This window comes from Streptomyces sp. Tu 3180 (assembly GCF_009852415.1).
Classification (GTDB): domain Bacteria; phylum Actinomycetota; class Actinomycetes; order Streptomycetales; family Streptomycetaceae; genus Streptomyces.
In genome coordinates this window covers 6,265,669-6,281,973 of the sequence record NZ_WOXS01000002.1, presented here as the reverse complement: position 1 = coordinate 6,281,973, position 16,305 = coordinate 6,265,669, and the positions used below count along the sequence as shown (strand labels likewise).

Here is a 16,305-nt window from a genome sequence, read left to right as displayed (position 1 = left end):
GCTCAGGGCAGCAGCGCGAACCCGTCGAGCTCCACCAGCGCCCGTTCGTCCCACAGCCGGACCACCTCGACCACCGCCATCGCCGGGTAGTCGCGGCCCGCCAGCTCCCGCCAGCGCCGGCCCAGTTCGCGGGCGTGCGCGCGGTACGCGGCGACGTCGGTGGCGTAGACGGTGACGCGGGCCAGGTCGGCGGGGGTGCCGCCGGCCGCGCGCAGGGCGGTGAGGAGGTTGGCCAGGGCCCGCGAGAACTGCTCGGGCAGCGTGTCGCCGACCACCTCGCCGTCGCCGTCGAGGGCGGTCTGGCCGGCCAGGAACACCATCCGGGTGCCGGTGGCGACCACGGCGTGCGAGAAGCCGGCCGGCGGGGAGAGGGCGGGCGGGTTGACGCGCTCGGCGGTCACCGGTCCCCCGGGCTCACGCGTCACCGGCCCCCCGGGTTCTCTCGCCACCGGTCCTCCGGGTTCTCCTGTCACCGGTCCTCCAGGCTCCTGTACAGCTCCTTGGCGACGATGCCCCGCTGGACCTCGCTCGCCCCCTCGTAGATCCGGGGTGCGCGGACCTCGCGGTAGAGGTGTTCCAGCAGGTGCCCGCGTTGCAGCGCCCGGGCGCCGTGGAGCTGGACGGCCCGGTCGACGACGTACTGCGCGGTCTCGGTGGCCAGCAGCTTCGCCATGGCGGCGCGCCGCGGGACGTCCGGCGCGCCCGCGTCGTACGCCGTCGCCGCCGCGTACACCATCAGCCGGGCCGACTCCGTGCGCAGGGCCATCTCCGCGACCTGGTGGGCGACGGACTGGAGGTCCTTCAGCCTGCCGCCGAACGCGTCCCGCCGGGCGGTGTGGCCGAGGGTCGCGTCCAGGGCCGCCTGCGCCATGCCGACCGCGAAGGCGCCGACGCTGGGGCGGAACAGGTTGAGGGTGCCCATGGCGACGCGGAAGCCGCCGTCCACCTCGCCGAGGAGGTCGTCGGCGGTCACCGGCACGGCGTCGAAGTCGAGGGCGCCCACGGGATGCGGGGAGAGCATGTCGAGGCCGGTCCCGGTGAGGCCGGGGCGGTCGGCGGGGACCAGGAAGGCGGTGACGCCGCGGGCGCCGGCGCCGGGGGCGGTGCGGGCGAAGACGGTGTAGAAGTCGGCCTCGGGGGCGTTGGAGATCCAGCGCTTCTCGCCGGTGAGCCGCCAGCGGCCGGGGCCGTCCGGGTGAGCGGTGAGCGACAGCGCCGCCGCGTCCGAGCCGGCCCCCGGCTCGCTGAGCGCGAACGCCGCGACCGCGCTGCCGTCACTCACCCGGGGGAGCCAGCGGGCGCGCTGGGCGGCGGTGCCGTGGGCGTGCACCGGGTGGGCGCCCAGGCCCTGGAGGGCGAGGGCGGTCTCCGCCTCGGTGCACGCCTGGGCCAGGGACTCCCGCATCAGGCACAGGTCGAGGGCGCCGGAGGTGAACAGGCGCGGCAGCAGGCCGAGGGCGCCGAGTTCGGTGACGAGGGGCCGGTTGACGCGGCCGGGTTCCCCCTTCCCGGCGAGCGGGCGCAGGCGTTCGGCCGCCAGCGCGCGCAGCTCGGCGCACCAGGCGAGCCGTTCCGGTTCGAGCGAGAATGCGGTCATCGCCGGTCCCTTCCCTCGCCGCTGGGCCGTTCCGAGGTTATCGCGGACCGTTGACTGTCGTCACCAACGCGATACGCTCCTGCTGCGAGCCCACCACGCCAAGGGGGCGAACCGCCATGAACCCACGGGCCACCGCGCACGTCGACACCTTCGCCCGCGACCACCTCCCGCCGCCCGACGAGTGGCCCGAGCTCCGCTTCGACCTGCCGGAGCTGAACTACCCCGAACGGCTGAACTGCGCCGCGCAGCTGCTGCACGGCCCGCCCGGCGACCGCCCCGTCTTCCGCACGCCCGACGGCGGGAGCTGGACGTACGGCGAGCTGCGCGCCCGCGTGGACCGGCTGGCGCACGTCCTCACCGGCGACCTCGGGGTGGTCCCCGGCAACCGGGTGCTGCTGCGCGGTCCCACCACGCCGTGGCTGGCGGCCTGCTGGCTGGCGGTGCTGAAGGCGGGCGGGATCGCGGTCACCGTGCTGGCCCAGCAGCGCCCGCACGAGCTGGGCACCGTCTGCCGGATCGCCCGGGTGCGCCACGCCCTGTGCGACGTCCGGACCGTGGACGACCTCGTCAAGGCCGAGGTGCCGGGCCTGACGATCACCCCGTACGGCGGCGACTCCCCCGACGACCTGCTGAACCGCCCGGCGCCCGGCACGCCCTACGAGGCCGTGGACACCGCGTCCGACGACGTCGCCCTCATCGCCTTCACCTCCGGCACCACCGGGCGGCCCAAGGGGTGCGTGCACTACCACCGGGACGTGCTGGCGATCGCGGACACCTTCTCCCGGCACGTCCTGCGGCCGACCGCGGACGACGTGTTCGCCGGCAGTCCCCCGCTGGGCTTCACCTTCGGCCTCGGCGGTCTGCTGGTGTTCCCGATGCGCGCCGGAGCGAGCGCGCTGCTGCTCGAACAGGCGCACCCCCGGCAGCTGCTGGCCGCGATCGCCGAGCACCGGGTGTCGGTGCTGTTCACCGCGCCCACGGCCTACCGCGCCATGCTCGGCGAGCTGGACGGGCACGCCGTCGCCTCGCTGCGCCGCTGCGTCTCGGCGGGCGAGAACCTGCCGACCGCCACCTGGCACGCCTGGCACGAGCGCACCGGACTGCGCATCATCAACGGCATCGGCGCCACCGAACTGCTGCACATCTTCATCTCCGCCGCCGACGAGCTGATCCGCCCCGGGACGACGGGGATCCCGGTGCCCGGGTGGCAGGCGCGCGTACAGGACGCCGACGGCCGTCCCGTACCGGACGGGGAGCCGGGGCTGCTGGCGGTGCGCGGGCCGGTCGGCTGCCGCTATCTCGCCGACCCCCGGCAGCGGGAGTACGTGCGCGACGGCTGGAACGTCACCGGCGACACCTACGTCCGCGATCCCGACGGCTACTTCCGGTACGTCGCCCGCGCCGACGACATGATCATCTCGGCGGGGTACAACATCGCCGGCCCGGAGGTCGAGGAGGCCCTGCTGCGCCACCCGGACGTCGTGGAGGCGGCGGTGGTCGGACGGCCGGACGAGGCACGCGGCCAGGTGGTGGTGGCGTACGCGGTCCTCGCGGAGGGCGCGCGGCGGGACGCCGAGCACCTGCGCGCCTTCGTGAAGTCCGAACTCGCGCCGTACAAGTGCCCCCGCGAGATCGTCTTCCTGGACGCGCTGCCGCGCACCGCCACCGGCAAGCTCCAGCGGTTCCGGCTGCGCGCCGGCACCGGAGATGACCAGGTGTGATGCCGGGAAACGGAACCTGTCGGCACCACCTAAGATGATCAACGTGTCCGACCAGCAAGCCCAGCACGCTCCGAGGTCCCTCATCGTCACGCTCTACGGCGCGTACGGCCGCTTCGTGCCGGGCCCGGTGCCCGTCGCCGAGCTGATCCGGCTGCTGGCCGCGGTGGGCGTGGACGCCCCCTCCGTCCGCTCCTCGGTGTCCCGGCTCAAGCGGCGCGGGCTGCTCGTCCCGGCCCGTACCGCACAGGGCGCGGCGGGGTACGGACTCTCCCCGGAGGCACGCCAGTTGCTGGACGACGGCGACCGGCGCATCTACGCCGCCGCGCCGCCCGAGGACGAGGGCTGGGTGCTCGCGGTGTTCTCGGTGCCGGAGTCCGAGCGCCAGAAGCGGCACGTCCTGCGCTCCCGGCTGTCCGGCCTCGGCTTCGGAACGGCGGCGCCCGGCGTGTGGATCGCCCCCGCGCGGCTGTACGAGGAGACGCGGCACACCCTGGGGCGCCTGCGCCTCGACGGTTACGTCGACCTCTTCCGCGGCGAGCACCTCGGCTTCGCGCCCACCGCCGAGGCGGTCGCGCGCTGGTGGGACCTGGCCGGGATCGCGGAGCAGCACGAGGCGTTCCTGGACCGCCACGCGCGCGTGCTGCACGCCTGGGAGCAACGCCCGGACACCCCGCCCGAGGAGGCCTACCGGGACTACCTCCTCGCCCTGGACTCCTGGCGCCACCTGCCCTACGCCGACCCCGGCCTCCCCGCCGCCCTGCTCCCCGAGGACTGGCCCGGCACCCGCTCGGCGGCCGTGTTCCGGGGCCTGCACGACCGGCTCCGGGACGCGGGGGCCGCGTTCGCGGGGCTGTGACCGACGGCGGCGGCGCGGTGCGTCAACTCCCGAGCGCGAGACGGGGCTTGGGTGCGTCCGTACGGCCGGTCCGCGGGGGCCTGCTCCCGGCCCGGTACGGTGCCGGCCAGTCGGCGCCGGGTCCGGCGTAGCCCTGCTCGGCCGCCGCGTGGAGCGTCCAGTGCGGGTCGTACAGGTGGGGGCGGGCCAGCGCGCACAGGTCCGCGCGCCCGGCCAGGATCAGGGAGTTGACGTCGTCCCAGGAGGAGATGGCGCCGACCGCAATCACCGGGACGCTCGCCCGGTGACGGATGCGGTCGGCGAACGGGACCTGGTAGGAGCGCCCGAACTCCGGCCTCTCGTCGGCCACGACCTGCCCGGTCGACACGTCGATCGCGTCGGCGCCGTGCGCGGCGAAGGCGCGGGCGATCTCGACCGCGTCCTCGGCCGTGGTGCCGCCGTCGGCCCAGTCGGTGGCGGAGACGCGGACGGTCATGGGCCGCTCCTCGGGCCACACCGCGCGCACCGCGTCGAAGACCTCCAGCGGGAAGCGGAGCCGTTTCTCCGGTGAGCCCCCGTAGGCGTCCGTGCGGCGGTTGGTCAGCGGGGAGAGGAAGCCGGAGAGCAGATAGCCGTGGGCGCAGTGCAGTTCGAGCAGGTCGAAGCCGGCCCGCGCGGCCCGCGCGGCGGCCGCGGCGAACTGCTCCCTCAGATCGGTGAGCTGGGCGCGGGACAGCTCGCGGGGGACCTGGCCGCCCGGCTTGTACGGGAGGGGGGAGGCGGCGACGAGGGGCCAGTTGCCGTCGTCGAGCGGCTCGTCCATGCCCTCCCACATCAGCCTGGTCGAGCCCTTGCGCCCGCTGTGGCCGAGCTGCACGCCGATCGCGGTGCCGGGCGCCTGCCGGTGCACGAAGTCGGTGATCCGCCGCCACGCCTCGGCCTGGCGGCCGGTCCAGAGGCCGGCGCAGCCGGGGGTGATGCGTCCCTCCGGGCTGACGCAGACCATCTCGGTCATCACCAGCCCCGCCCCGCCCAGCGCCCGGGCGCCCAGGTGGACGAGGTGGAAGTCGCCGGGGACGCCGTCCACCGCGGAGTACATGTCCATGGGCGAGACGACGACCCGGTTGCGCAGCGTCAGGCCGCGCAGCCGGAAGGGGGTGAACATCGGGGGCGTGCCGGGCGGGCAGCCGAACTCGCGCTCCACGGCCTCGGTGAAGCGCGCGTCGCGCAGCCGCAGGTTGCCGTGGGTGACGCGGCGGCTGCGGGTGAGCAGGTTGAAGGCGAACCGGCGGGGCGGCTGGCCGAGGTACAGGTCCAGGTCCTCGAACCACTCCAGGCTGGCCCGGGCCGCGCGCTGGGTGGACGCCACGACGGGGCGCCGTTCCGCCTCGTACGCGGTCAGCGCGTCGCGCAGGGTGGGCTGTTCGCGCAGGCACGCGGCCAGCGCCAGGGCGTCCTCGACGGCGAGCTTGGTGCCGGAGCCGATGGAGAAGTGGGCGGTGTGGGCGGCGTCGCCGAGGAGCACGACGTTGCCGTGCGACCAGCGCTCGTTGACGACCGTGCGGAAGGTGGTCCACGTCGACTTGTTGGACCGCAGCGGCCGTCCGCCGAGCGCGTCGGCGAAGACCTTGGCGCAGCGCTCGATCGACTCCGTCTCGTCCATCCCGTCGAAGCCGGCGGCGCGCCACACCTCCTCGCGCATCTCGACGATCACCGTGGAGGCGCCCCGGTCCTGCGGCCCGGCGGGCCCGGCCGGGGGGCGGGGGCCGGGCGACGGGCGGGCGTAGGGGTAGCCGTGCAGCTGCATCACGCCGTGCTCGGTCTCGGCGATCTCGAAGCGGAAGGCGTCGAAGGCGAAGTCGGCGGCCAGCCAGACGTAGCGGCAGCGGTGCCCGGTGATCCGGGGCCGGAACACGTCCCGGAAGGCCTCGCGGGTGGTGCTGTGCACCCCGTCGGCGGCGACCACCAGGTCGTGCGTCCGCGCCAGCCGCTCCGCGTCCGGCGCCTCGGTGCGAAAGCGCAGCTCCACGCCGAGCGAGCGGCAGCGCTCGTGCAGGATCCGCAGCAGCCGGCGCCGCCCGAGGGCGGCGAAGCCGTGGCCGCCGGAGGTGTGGCGCACGCCCCGGTGCACGATGTCGATGTCGTCCCAGCGCACGAACTCGCGCTGGAGGGCCGCGTGGACCACCGGGTCGGCGTGCTCGATGCCGCCGAGGGTCTCGTCGGACAGGACGACACCGAAACCGAAGGTGTCGTCGGGGGCGTTGCGCTCCCAGACGGTGATCTCGCGGGCGGGGTCGAGGCGCTTGAGCAGCGCGGCGGCGTACAGGCCGCCGGGCCCGCCGCCGATGACCGCGACCCTCACGGCTACCGCCCCCGCCACTTCGGCGGCCGCTTCTCGGTGAAGGCGGCGTGGAACTCGGCGTAGTCCTCGCCGTTCATGAGCAGGGCCTGCGTGGCGGCGTCCAGCTCGACGGCGGCGGCCAGCGGCATGTCCAGCTCGGCCGTGAGCAGCGCCTTGGTCTGGGCGTACGCCAGCGCCGGGCCGTCGGCCAGGCGGCGGGCCAGGGCCCGGGCGGCCTCGTCCGCGCCGCCCTCGTCGGCGAGCGCGCTGATCAGGCCGATCCGCTCGGCCTCGGGCGCCCGCACCGGCTCGCCCAGCATGAGCAGCCGGGTCGCGTGGCCGAGGCCGACCACCCGGGGCAGCAGGTAGGCGGCGCCCATGTCGCCGCCGGACAGGCCGACCCGGGTGAAGAGGAAGGCGAAGCGGGCACTGGAGTCGGCCACCCGGAAGTCCGCGGCCAGGGCGAGGACCGCGCCGGCGCCGGCCGCCACCCCGTGCACCGCGGCGATCACCGGGAACGGGCACTCCCGCACCGCCCGGACGACCTGCCCGGTCATCCGGTTGAAGTCGAGCAGCTGGGCGGTGTCCAGGGAGAGGGTCGCGCCGATGATCTCGTCGACGTCGCCGCCGGAGCAGAAGCCGCGGCCCTCACCGGCGAGCACCAGGGCCCGTACGGCCCGTTCCCGGGACAGCTCGGCGAGCAGGTCGCGCAGGTCGGCGTAGGCGCCGAAGGTGAGCGCGTTGAGCCTGTCGGGGCGGGCGAGGGTGACGGTGGCGACGCCGTCGGTGAGGTCGACGCGCAGATGCTCCCAGCGGGCGGTGCGGGCGGCGGAGCCGGTGAAGGGACTCATGCGGGCGGCCTCCTCGGGCGGGCACGGCACTGCTCACTGAGCTCTACCCCACGAAGCTATCACTCATCGGTGACCGTCGTCACGAGCACGCGATAGGCGGTACGGGCTCACCGGTTCGGCACCGCCCCCTCGACGGGCCCCGCCGGGCCCGCCGTACCATTGCAGGCTGAAAGCAGGACAGCCTGCTCCATGAACGGACCCGCTGTGCACGAACTCCCCTCCGTCCACCCGTCGCCCGACCACCACCCCTCGTGGAGGCACTCCGCGCCTCCCGGGTCGTCGACCTCCTGGCGCGTCGCGCTGCCGCACACCACCGCGGCGGTGCCGGTGGCCCGTGCGCTGGTCCGCACGGCCCTGGCCGAGCGGGAGCACGCCGCCGACAGCGACACGGCGGAGCTGCTGACCGCCGAGCTGGTGGCCAACGCCGTGGAGCACACCTCGGGGGGCACCCCGATCGAGCTGGTGGTGGAGCTGCTGCCGACCGGCTGCCAGGTGGAGGTGCACGACACCGACCCGGCGCCGCCCGGCGACCTCACCCGCCCGGGCCTCAGCGCACCGGACCCCTGGCAGGAGCACGGGCGCGGGCTGCTGCTGATCCGCACCCTGAGCTCCTCGTGCGGTCACCGCCCCACCGCGTCCGGCAAGGCGGTGTGGTTCCGGCTGTCGGCCGTCCCGCGCCAGCGGCGCCGCTCCTGAGCGGGCCCGGTCCGCACGGGACCCCCCGGGGCCTGTCGTCCGGACCGTGCCGCGGACGCGGGGCCCGGCGCGCGCGTCCGCGGCGTCGTCGTCCCTCGCCGACGCTCCGCGGCCCGATCCGGACGACAGCCCTTAGGCCAGGGTCGCCACCAGGACCGCCTTGATCGTGTGCATGCGGTTCTCCGCCTCGTCGAAGACCACCGAGTGCGCCGACTCGAACACCTCGTCCGTCACCTCCAGCGAGTCCAGGCCGTGGGTCTCGTGGATCTCGCGGCCGACCCGGGTGCCCAGGTCGTGGAAGGCGGGCAGGCAGTGCAGGAACTTGACGTCCGGGTTGCCGGTGGCGCGCAGGACGTCCATGGTCACCGCGTACGGCGCGAGGGCGGCGATCCGTTCGTCCCAGACCTCCTTGGGCTCGCCCATGGAGACCCAGACGTCCGTGGCGACGAAGTCGGCGCCCGCGACGCCCTCGCCGATCTCCTCGGTGAGCGTGATGCGGGCCCCGCTGGACGCGGCGAGCCCGCGGGCCCGGTCGACGACCTCCTGGGCGGGCCAGTAGGCCTTCGGGGCGACGATGCGGACGTCCATGCCCAGCAGGGCCGCGGTGACGAGGTAGGAGTTGCCCATGTTGAAGCGGGCGTCGCCGAGGTAGGCGAAGGCGATCTCCTTCACCGGCCTGGGGCAGTGCTCGGTCATGGTGAGCACGTCGGCGAGCATCTGGGTGGGGTGCCAGTCGTCGGTCAGACCGTTGTAGACGGGCACTCCGGCGTGTTCGGCGAGGGCCTCGACGGTGGACTGGGCGTCGCCCCGGAACTCGATCGCGTCGAACATCCGGCCGAGCACCCGCGCGGTGTCCTTGGCGGACTCCTTCTTCCCGATGTGCGAGCCGCTGGAGTCGATGTACGTCGTCGAGGCGCCCTGGTCGGCGGCGGCGACCTCGAAGGAGCAGCGGGTGCGCGTCGAGGGCTTCTCGAAGATCAGCGCGATGTTCCTGCCCCGCAGGTACCGCGTCTCGGTCCCGGCCTTCTTGGCGGCCTTCAGCTCCGCGGCCAGCTCGAGCAGACCGAGGAACTCCTGCTCGGTGAAGTCCAGCTCCTTGAGGAAGTGGCGGCCGGCGAGGGCGGTCGGGACTGTCGCCATGGGGGCGCTCCAGAGGTACGGGGACAGGGGCGGATGGAATTCTATACGAGTAGCAGAATTTCTATGCGACCCGGTGCCGTGGCCGGACCGGCCTAGACGGGATCCCGCTGCACCGGGCAGCTCATGCAGCGCGGCCCGCCCCTGCCCCGCCCCAGCTCGCTGCCCGGGATCTCTATCACCTCGATGCCCTGCTTGCGCAGGTGCGTGTTGGTGGTGGAGTTCCGCTCGTAGGCGACGACGACGCCCGGTTCGACGGCCAGGACGTTGCAGCCGTCGTCCCACTGCTCGCGCTCGGCCGCGTGGACGTCCTGGGTGGCGGTCAGCACCCGGATCTCGCTGAGCCCCAGCGCGGCGGCGATGGCGCGGTGCATGTGCTCCGGCGGATGGTCGGTGACCTTCAGCTCCTTCTCCCCCACGCCCGGTTCGATGGTGTACGAGCGGAGCATGCCGAGGCCGGCGTACTGGGTGAAGGTGTCGCCGTCGATCATCGTCATCACGGTGTCGAGGTGCATGAAGGCGCGTCTCTTCGGCATGTCGAGCGCGACGATGGTCTCGGCGGAGCCGGCCGCGAAGAGCTTGTGCGCGAGCATCTCCACGGCCTGCGGCGTGGTCCGCTCGCTCATGCCGATCAGCACCGCGCCGTTGCCGATGACCAGCAGGTCGCCGCCCTCGATGGTGGAGGGGTAGTCGGCCTGTCCCTCGGACCAGACGTGGAAGGACTCCTCCCGGAACAGCGGGTGGTGGCGGTAGATCGCCTCGAAGTGCACCGTCTCGCGCTGCCGGGCCGGCCACCGCATCGCGTTGATGGCGACGCCGTCGTAGATCCAGGCGGAGGTGTCGCGGGTGAAGAGGTGGTTGGGCAGCGGACCGAGCAGGAAGTCGTCGAGCTCCATGACGTGGAAGCGCACCGAGACCGGCTCCGGGTGGGCGTCCAGGAACTCCCGCTTGGTCATCCCGCCGACCAGCGCCTCGGCCAGCTCGGCCGCGGGCAGCGTCTCGAACGCGGCCCGCAGGTGGTCGGTGGCCAGCGGACCGTACTCCTTCTCGTCGAAGACGCGGTCCAGGACGAGCGCACGCGCCGCCGGGATGTCCAGCGTCTCGGTGAGGAGGTCGCCGAAGAGGTGGACGGTCACCCCCCGGTCGCGCAGGACGTCGGCGAACCCGTCGTGCTCGGCGCGCGCCCGGCGCACCCAGAGCACGTCGTCGAAGAGCAGGGCGTCCTTGTTGCTGGGGGTGAGCCTTTTGAGCTCGAGATCGGGCCGGTGCAGGATGACGCGGCGCAGCCGCCCGGCCTCGGAGTCGACGTGGTAGGTCATGCCTCCATCCTCACCAGCAGGACACGGGTTCACCCCTCTGTACACGGGAGGGAAATCCGCCCGCTTCCGTCACCCGGTGCGCTCACCCGGCCCACTGCGGCCGGAGCGGTTCCGGGCGGGCCGGGAACCGCCGCGCCGCGTGCCCCGGCTCCGGTCCGGGCGCGGGGTGTCCCGCCCGGGCCGGACCGGGTCGCGGTGCGCGTCCGCTACAGGCGCGGGTCCACCGGCTCCGACTCCAGCGCCAGGACGCCGAAGACCGCCTCGTGCACCCGCCACAGCGGCTCGCCCCCGGCCAGCCGGTCCAGGGCCTCCAGGCCGAGCGCGTACTCGCGGATCGCCAGCGACCGCTTGTGGTTCAGGGACCGGGTGCGCAGCCGGGCCAGGTTCTCCGGGCGGGTGTACTCGGGACCGTAGATGATCCGCAGGTACTCGCGGCCCCGGCACTTGACGCCGGGCTGCACCAGACGTCCGCCCTCTCCCCCGCCGCCGGCCGCGCCCGGGCCGGAGGAGCCCTGCCGGACCAGGGCGCCGACCGGCTTGACGACCATGCCCTCGCCGCCGCGTCCGGTCATCTCCAGCCACCAGTCGACGCCGGAGCGCACCGACTCGGGGTCGGTCGTGTCGACGTAGAGGCGGCGGGTGGTCTGCAGCAGTCCCGAGGCGTCGTGCTCGACCATGCGGTCGATCAGGGCGAGCTGCTCGTCGTGGGGCAGCGCGGCGAGGCTGCGGCCCTGGGCGGCGAGGATCTGGAACGGTGCCAGGCGGACGCCGTCCAGGCCGTCGGTGGTCCAGCAGTAGCGGCGGTACGCCCGGGTGAACGCGGCGGCGGCGCCGGCGCGTTCACGCTGGCGGTCCAGCAGGTCCCGCACCTCGACGCCGCGGGCCGCCGCGCCCTCCAGGGCGGCCAGGACGCCGGGGAAGACCGCGCCGGAGGCGGCGCCGACCGCGGCGTACTGCGAGCGCAGCAGCCCGGACGCCTTCAGCGACCACGGCATCAGCTCGGCGTCCAGCAGCAGCCAGTCGGTGTCCAGTTCGTCCCACAGGCCGGCCTCGGTGACCGCCGTGCGCAGCCGGCCGAGGATCTCCTCCGTGACGGACGCGTCGTCGAAGAACGGGCGGCCGGTGCGGGTGTAGAGCGAGCCGGTCGGGCCCTCGACGCCGAAGCGCCCGGCGGCCGCGGCGGCGTCCCGGCAGACCAGGGCGACCGCGCGGGAACCCATGTGCTTCTCCTCGCACACGACCCGCGCGACGCCGTCCTGCGCGTACTGGGCGAAGGCCTCGACCGGGTGCTCCAGGTAGCCGTCGAGGTGCGAGGCGGCGGTGGGCGCCATGGTCGGCGGGAGGTAGGGCAGCAGGCGTGGGTCGATCGCGAAGCGGCTCATGACCTCCAGCGCCGCCGCCGCGTTCTCCTCGCGGACGGAGACCCGTCCGGCGTGCCGGGTCTCGACGACCCGGCGGCCGTGCACGTCGGCGAGGTCCAGCGGGCGCCCGTCGTGGCCGCCGGGGGCCTCGGTGCGCAGCGGGCGGGCCGGCTCGTACCAGACCCGCTCGGCCGGTACGTCGACCAGTTCCCGCTCCGGCCAGCGCAGCGCGGTGAGCTTGCCGCCGAAGACGGCGCCGGTGTCCAGGCAGATGGTGTTGTTCAGCCAGGTCGCCTCCGGGACCGGGGTGTGGCCGTAGACGACGGCCGCCCGGCCGCGGTAGTCCTCGGCCCAGGGGTAGCGCACCGGCAGGCCGAACTCGTCGGTCTCGCCGGTGGTGTCGCCGTACAGGGCGTGGCTGCGGACCCGGCCGGAGGTGCGGCCGTGGTACTTCTCCGGCAGGCCCGCGTGGCAGACCACCAGCTTGCCGCCGTCGAGGACGTAGTGGCTGACCAGGCCGTCGACGAACTCCCGCACCTCGGCGCGGAACTCCTCGCTCTCGCCCTCCATCTGGGCGACGGTCTCGGCGAGTCCGTGGGTGTGCTGGACCTTGCGGCCCTTGAGGTGGCGGCCGAACTTGTTCTCGTGGTTGCCGGGCACGCACAGCGCGTTGCCGGACTTCACCATGGCCATCACGCGGCGCAGCACGCCGGGGCTGTCCGGGCCGCGGTCCACGAGGTCGCCGACGAAGACGGCGGTGCGGCCCTCCGGGTGCGCACCGTCGACGTACCCCAGCTTGCCCAGCAGCGACTCCAGTTCGGCGGAGCAGCCGTGGACGTCGCCGATGATGTCGAAGGGGCCGGTGAGGTGGGTGAGGTCGTTGAACCGCTTCTCGGTGACGACGGTGGCGTGCTCGATCTCCTCGACGCCGCGCAGCACGTGCACCTTGCGGAAGCCCTCGCGCTCCAGGTGGCGCAGCGAGCGGCGCAGTTCGCGGACGTGGCGCTGGACGACCCGGCGGGGCAGGTCGGCGCGGTCGGCGCGGGCCGCGTTGCGCTCGGCGCACACCTCCTCGGGCACGTCGAGCACGATGGCTATGGGCAGCACGTCGTACTGCCTGGCCAGGTCGATCAGCTGGCGCCGGGCGTCCTGCTGGACGCTGGTGGCGTCGACGACGGTGCGGCGGCCGGCGGCCAGGCGCTTGCCGGCGATGTAGTGCAGGACGTCGAAGGCGTCGCGGGTCGCGCTCTGGTCGTTCTCGTCGTCGGAGACCAGCCCGCGGCAGAAGTCGGAGGAGATGACCTCGGTGGGCTTGAAGTGGCGGCGCGCGAAGGTGGACTTGCCCGAGCCGGAGGCGCCGACGAGCACCACGAGGGACAGGTCGGTGACGGGCAGGGTGCGGCCCCGCGGCTTCGGGGTCTCGGTCCCGGTGGTCATGCGGCCTTCGCCTCCTTCACGGTCCCGGCCCGGAACACGGCCATCTGGGTGGGCGGTCCGACCTCGGGGTCGTCCGGTCCGACGGGCACGAACTCCACGTCGTAGCGGTGGCGTTCGGCCACCTTCCGCGCCCAGGAGCGGAACTCCTCCCGGGTCCACTCGAAGCGGTGGTCGCCGTGCCGGACGTGGCCGGCCGGGAGGCTCTCCCAGCGCACGTTGTACTCGACGTTGGGGGTGGTCACGAGGACGGTGCGGGGGTGGGCCGCGCCGAACACCGCGTACTCCAGGGCGGGCAGCCGGGGCAGGTCGAGGTGTTCGATCACCTCGCTGAGCACGGCGGCGTCGTACCCCTGGAGCCTCTTGTCGGTGTACGCGAGCGAACCCTGGAAGAGCTTCACGCGCGCCGCCTGCCGCTCCCCCATGCGCTCCGGCCTCAGCCGCCGGGAGGCGATGGTGAGCGCCCGCACCGACACGTCGACGCCGACGATCTCGGTGAAGGACGGGTCCCGCAGCAGCTCCTGCACCAGCTGGCCCTGGCCGCAGCCGAGGTCGAGCACCCGGGCGGCGCCGGACGCCCGGAGCGCGGCGACGATCGCCTCCCGCCGCTGCACGGCGAGGGGGGCCGGCTTCTCCTCGGCGCCGTCCTCGGTCTCCGCCGCGACGGCGTTGTCGATCTCCTCGACGTCGGTGTCGTCCGCCTCGGCCAGCCGGACCAGCTCCAGCCGCTCCATCGCCTGCCGGGTCAGCGACCAGCGGCGGGACAGGTAGCGGCTGGTGATCAGCTTCTGCTCCGGGTGCGCGGGCAGCCAGCCCTCACCGGCGCGCAGCAGCTTGTCCACCTCGTCGGAGGAGACCCAGTAGTGCTTGGCGTCGTCGAGGACGGGGAGCAGCACGTAGAGGTGGCGCAGGGCCTCGGCGACGGTGAGCGTGTCCGCCTCCAGGACCAGGCGCACGTACCGCGAGTCGCCCCACTGGGGGAACTCGGTGTCCAGTGCCACCGGTTCGGCGGTGACCGTCCAGCCGAGCGGCTCGAAGAGCCGGCGGACGAGTCCGGGGCCGCCGCGGGCGGGCAGCGCGGGCACCTCGACGCGCAACGGGCGCGGCTGTCCCGGGAGTTCCGGGCGGGCGTGGCACACGCCGCGCATCGCGCTGGAGAAGACGCCGCTCAGCGCGACGGCGAGGAGGGAGGAGGCCGCGTACGGGCGGTCGTTGACGTACTGCGCGAGTGCCGCGTCGGGCGCGCCGCCGCGGCCCTTGCCCTTGCCGCGCCGGACCAGTGCCACCGCGTCCACCTCCAGCAGCAGCGCCGCCGTGCAGCGCCCGGCGTCCGCCTCGGGGTAGAGGACGTGCGCCGTGCCGTAGGAGGTGGAGAACGCCTGCGCCTTCCCGGGATGCTTGTGGAGCAGGAAACCGAGGTCGGTCGCGGGGCGTTCGGGGACGCCGGTGGCACTGATCGTGAGGAACACGGTGGTTACACCTCGAAACACCTTCTGAGCTGCGGGTACGCGCGGAATTCCGGCGCGCGGTGCCAACGTACAGGCAACGGTGCGCAAGGCCCTCACGAATTATTCGGGCAGCCGGGCACGGCGAACGGGACCGCCCCGGGAGGGGGCGGTCCCGTTCGGGCCGGGCGCGCGTTACGACAGCTGGGACATGACCTGGGAGGAGATCAGCTCCAGGTGGTCGAGGTCGTCCAGGTCGAGGAGCTGGAGGTAGATCCGGCCGGCGCCGACCTCGGCGTAGCGGCCGATCTTGTCCACGATCTCGGCCGGGGAGCCCGCCAGGCCGTTCGCCTTGAGTTCGTCGACCTCGCGGCCGATCGCGGCGGCGCGGCGGGCGACCTCCTGGTCGTCCTTGCCGGCGCAGACGACGAGGGCGTTGGAGTAGACGAGGTCGCCCGGGTCGCGGCCGGCCTCCTGGGCGGCGGCGCGGACCCGGCCGAACTGGCGCTCGCTGTCCTCGACGGACGCGAAGGGCATGTTGAACTCGTCGGCGTAGCGGGCGGCCAGCCGCGGGGTGCGGGTCGCGCCGTGGCCGCCGATGAGCACCGGCACCTTGTGCTGGGCCGGCTTGGGCAGCGCCGGGGACCGCGTGAGGTCGTAGTACGTGCCGTGGAAGTCGAAGGTCTCGCCGACCTCGGTGGCCCACAGCCCGGTGACGATGGCCAGCTGCTCCTCGAGGCGGCCGAACTTCTCCTTCGGGAAGGGGATGCCGTACGCCTTGTGCTCCTCCTCGAACCAGCCCGCGCCCAGGCCCAGCTCGACACGGCCGCCGGACATCTGATCGACCTGCGCGACCTGGATGGCGAGCACCCCGGGGAGGCGGAAGGTGCCGGCGGTCATCAGCGTGCCGAGCCGGATGCGCTTGGTCTCGCGGGCGAGGCCGGCGAGGGTGATCCAGGCGTCGGTGGGTCCGGGCAGGCCGTCCACGGAGCCCATCTTGAGGTAGTGGTCGGAGCGGAAGAAGGCGTCGAAACCGAGTTCCTCGGTGGCCTTGGCGACGGTGAGCAAGGTGTCGTAGGTGGCGCCCTGCTGGGGCTCGGTGAAGATGCGGAGATCCATGCATCCATCCTGCACGCCCGGGGCGGGACGGCTCCGCCGGGTCCCCCGGCGCGCCCGGCGGGCCGCGGCCGGTGACCCGTTCCGGTGAAGATCGTTGGCCTGGGCGGAGCCGGAACACCCGGCGCCCGTGCCGGCCCGTGCGCCGGGACGTCATCCGTTGCCGGCCTCCCCGGGGGCCACGGGCCGAGGAGGCCGTCGATGTCCGAAGAGTCCGAAGAGAGCGTGCCGCGGCAGGGCGCGGCCGGGCGGCCGCAGGGGCTGGTGCAGCGGATGGAGGAGCTGATGGCGGCGCTGAACGCGGAGCTGTCGGCCCTGGACGCGGAGCTGCAGGCGGCGGGAACGGGGCGGGCGGACGCCGGGGAGGGCGGCGGGGCCCGCTGAACCGGCGGTGCGGCCGGCGCCGCGCGGAGACGGGAGACGGCGCGGTCGGCCGGTGCGGGGGCCCGTGC

General features: G+C 74.1%; 13 protein-coding genes. 4 read left to right on the top strand and 9 right to left on the bottom strand.

The window, feature by feature from the left end; all coding sequences use genetic code 11:
• Window positions 1–2: 2 nt before the first annotated feature.
• Together GL259_RS29080 and GL259_RS29075 are read right to left on the bottom strand one after the other, a co-directional pair.
• Window positions 3–401, bottom strand: coding sequence for a RidA family protein (locus tag GL259_RS29080; protein WP_159539065.1), 399 nt, complete (start codon window positions 399–401; stop codon window positions 3–5).
• Window positions 402–469: 68 nt separating this feature from the next.
• Entirely contained in the window at window positions 470–1,597 is a 1,128-nt protein-coding gene (locus GL259_RS29075) for an acyl-CoA dehydrogenase family protein (protein ID WP_159536254.1), read from the bottom strand.
• A 116-nt stretch (window positions 1,598–1,713) separates the two neighbouring features.
• Between GL259_RS29075 and GL259_RS29070 the strand changes: the two genes are divergently transcribed.
• Together GL259_RS29070 and GL259_RS29065 are read left to right on the top strand one after the other, a co-directional pair.
• The gene (locus GL259_RS29070; RefSeq protein WP_159536253.1) at window positions 1,714–3,318 is read left to right on the top strand and encodes an AMP-binding protein; all 1,605 of its coding nucleotides are present in this window, start codon (window positions 1,714–1,716) and stop codon (window positions 3,316–3,318) included.
• 34 nt (window positions 3,319–3,352) lie between these two features.
• On the top strand, window positions 3,353–4,174 hold the full coding sequence (locus GL259_RS29065) for a PaaX family transcriptional regulator C-terminal domain-containing protein (protein ID WP_159536252.1): 822 nt from the start codon (window positions 3,353–3,355) through the stop codon (window positions 4,172–4,174).
• Window positions 4,175–4,196: 22 nt separating this feature from the next.
• Here GL259_RS29065 and GL259_RS29060 read toward each other — a convergent pair whose 3' ends face one another.
• Together GL259_RS29060 and GL259_RS29055 are read right to left on the bottom strand one after the other, a co-directional pair.
• Window positions 4,197–6,515 (bottom strand): bifunctional salicylyl-CoA 5-hydroxylase/oxidoreductase, encoded by a 2,319-nt coding sequence (locus GL259_RS29060; protein ID WP_166461574.1) that lies wholly within the window; start codon window positions 6,513–6,515, stop codon window positions 4,197–4,199.
• 2 nt (window positions 6,516–6,517) lie between these two features.
• Window positions 6,518–7,345, bottom strand: coding sequence for an enoyl-CoA hydratase family protein (locus GL259_RS29055; protein ID WP_159536250.1), 828 nt, complete (start codon window positions 7,343–7,345; stop codon window positions 6,518–6,520).
• Window positions 7,346–7,534: 189 nt separating this feature from the next.
• Between GL259_RS29055 and GL259_RS29050 the strand changes: the two genes are divergently transcribed.
• Window positions 7,535–8,041 (top strand): ATP-binding protein, encoded by a 507-nt coding sequence (locus GL259_RS29050; RefSeq protein ID WP_208026531.1) that lies wholly within the window; start codon window positions 7,535–7,537, stop codon window positions 8,039–8,041.
• A gap of 132 nt (window positions 8,042–8,173) precedes the next feature.
• On the opposite strand, the gene argF is transcribed toward GL259_RS29050, so the two are convergent.
• The 5 genes from argF to GL259_RS29025 form a co-directional block, all read right to left on the bottom strand.
• Window positions 8,174–9,181, bottom strand: coding sequence for an ornithine carbamoyltransferase (gene argF, locus GL259_RS29045; protein WP_159536249.1), 1,008 nt, complete (start codon window positions 9,179–9,181; stop codon window positions 8,174–8,176).
• Window positions 9,182–9,273: 92 nt separating this feature from the next.
• Window positions 9,274–10,497, bottom strand: a complete 1,224-nt coding sequence (locus GL259_RS29040; RefSeq protein ID WP_166461573.1) for an arginine deiminase — start codon at window positions 10,495–10,497, stop codon at window positions 9,274–9,276.
• A gap of 206 nt (window positions 10,498–10,703) precedes the next feature.
• Complete coding sequence (locus tag GL259_RS29035; protein ID WP_159536248.1) at window positions 10,704–13,295, bottom strand: polynucleotide kinase-phosphatase; 2,592 nt, start codon at window positions 13,293–13,295, stop codon at window positions 10,704–10,706.
• The gene (locus tag GL259_RS29030) at window positions 13,292–14,761 is read right to left on the bottom strand and encodes a 3' terminal RNA ribose 2'-O-methyltransferase Hen1 (RefSeq protein WP_159536247.1); all 1,470 of its coding nucleotides are present in this window, start codon (window positions 14,759–14,761) and stop codon (window positions 13,292–13,294) included. The genes GL259_RS29035 and GL259_RS29030 overlap by 4 nt, the downstream gene beginning before the upstream one ends.
• Before the next feature lie 171 nt (window positions 14,762–14,932).
• Window positions 14,933–15,856 carry an LLM class F420-dependent oxidoreductase gene (locus tag GL259_RS29025; RefSeq protein ID WP_159536246.1) on the bottom strand — a complete coding sequence of 308 codons (924 nt, stop codon included), beginning with the start codon at window positions 15,854–15,856 and terminating at the stop codon, window positions 14,933–14,935.
• Between the two features lie 198 nt (window positions 15,857–16,054).
• Between GL259_RS29025 and GL259_RS29020 the strand changes: the two genes are divergently transcribed.
• Window positions 16,055–16,237: a hypothetical protein gene (locus GL259_RS29020; RefSeq protein WP_159536245.1), complete on the top strand. Its 183-nt coding sequence runs from the start codon at window positions 16,055–16,057 to the stop codon at window positions 16,235–16,237.
• Window positions 16,238–16,305: the final 68 nt, after the last annotated feature.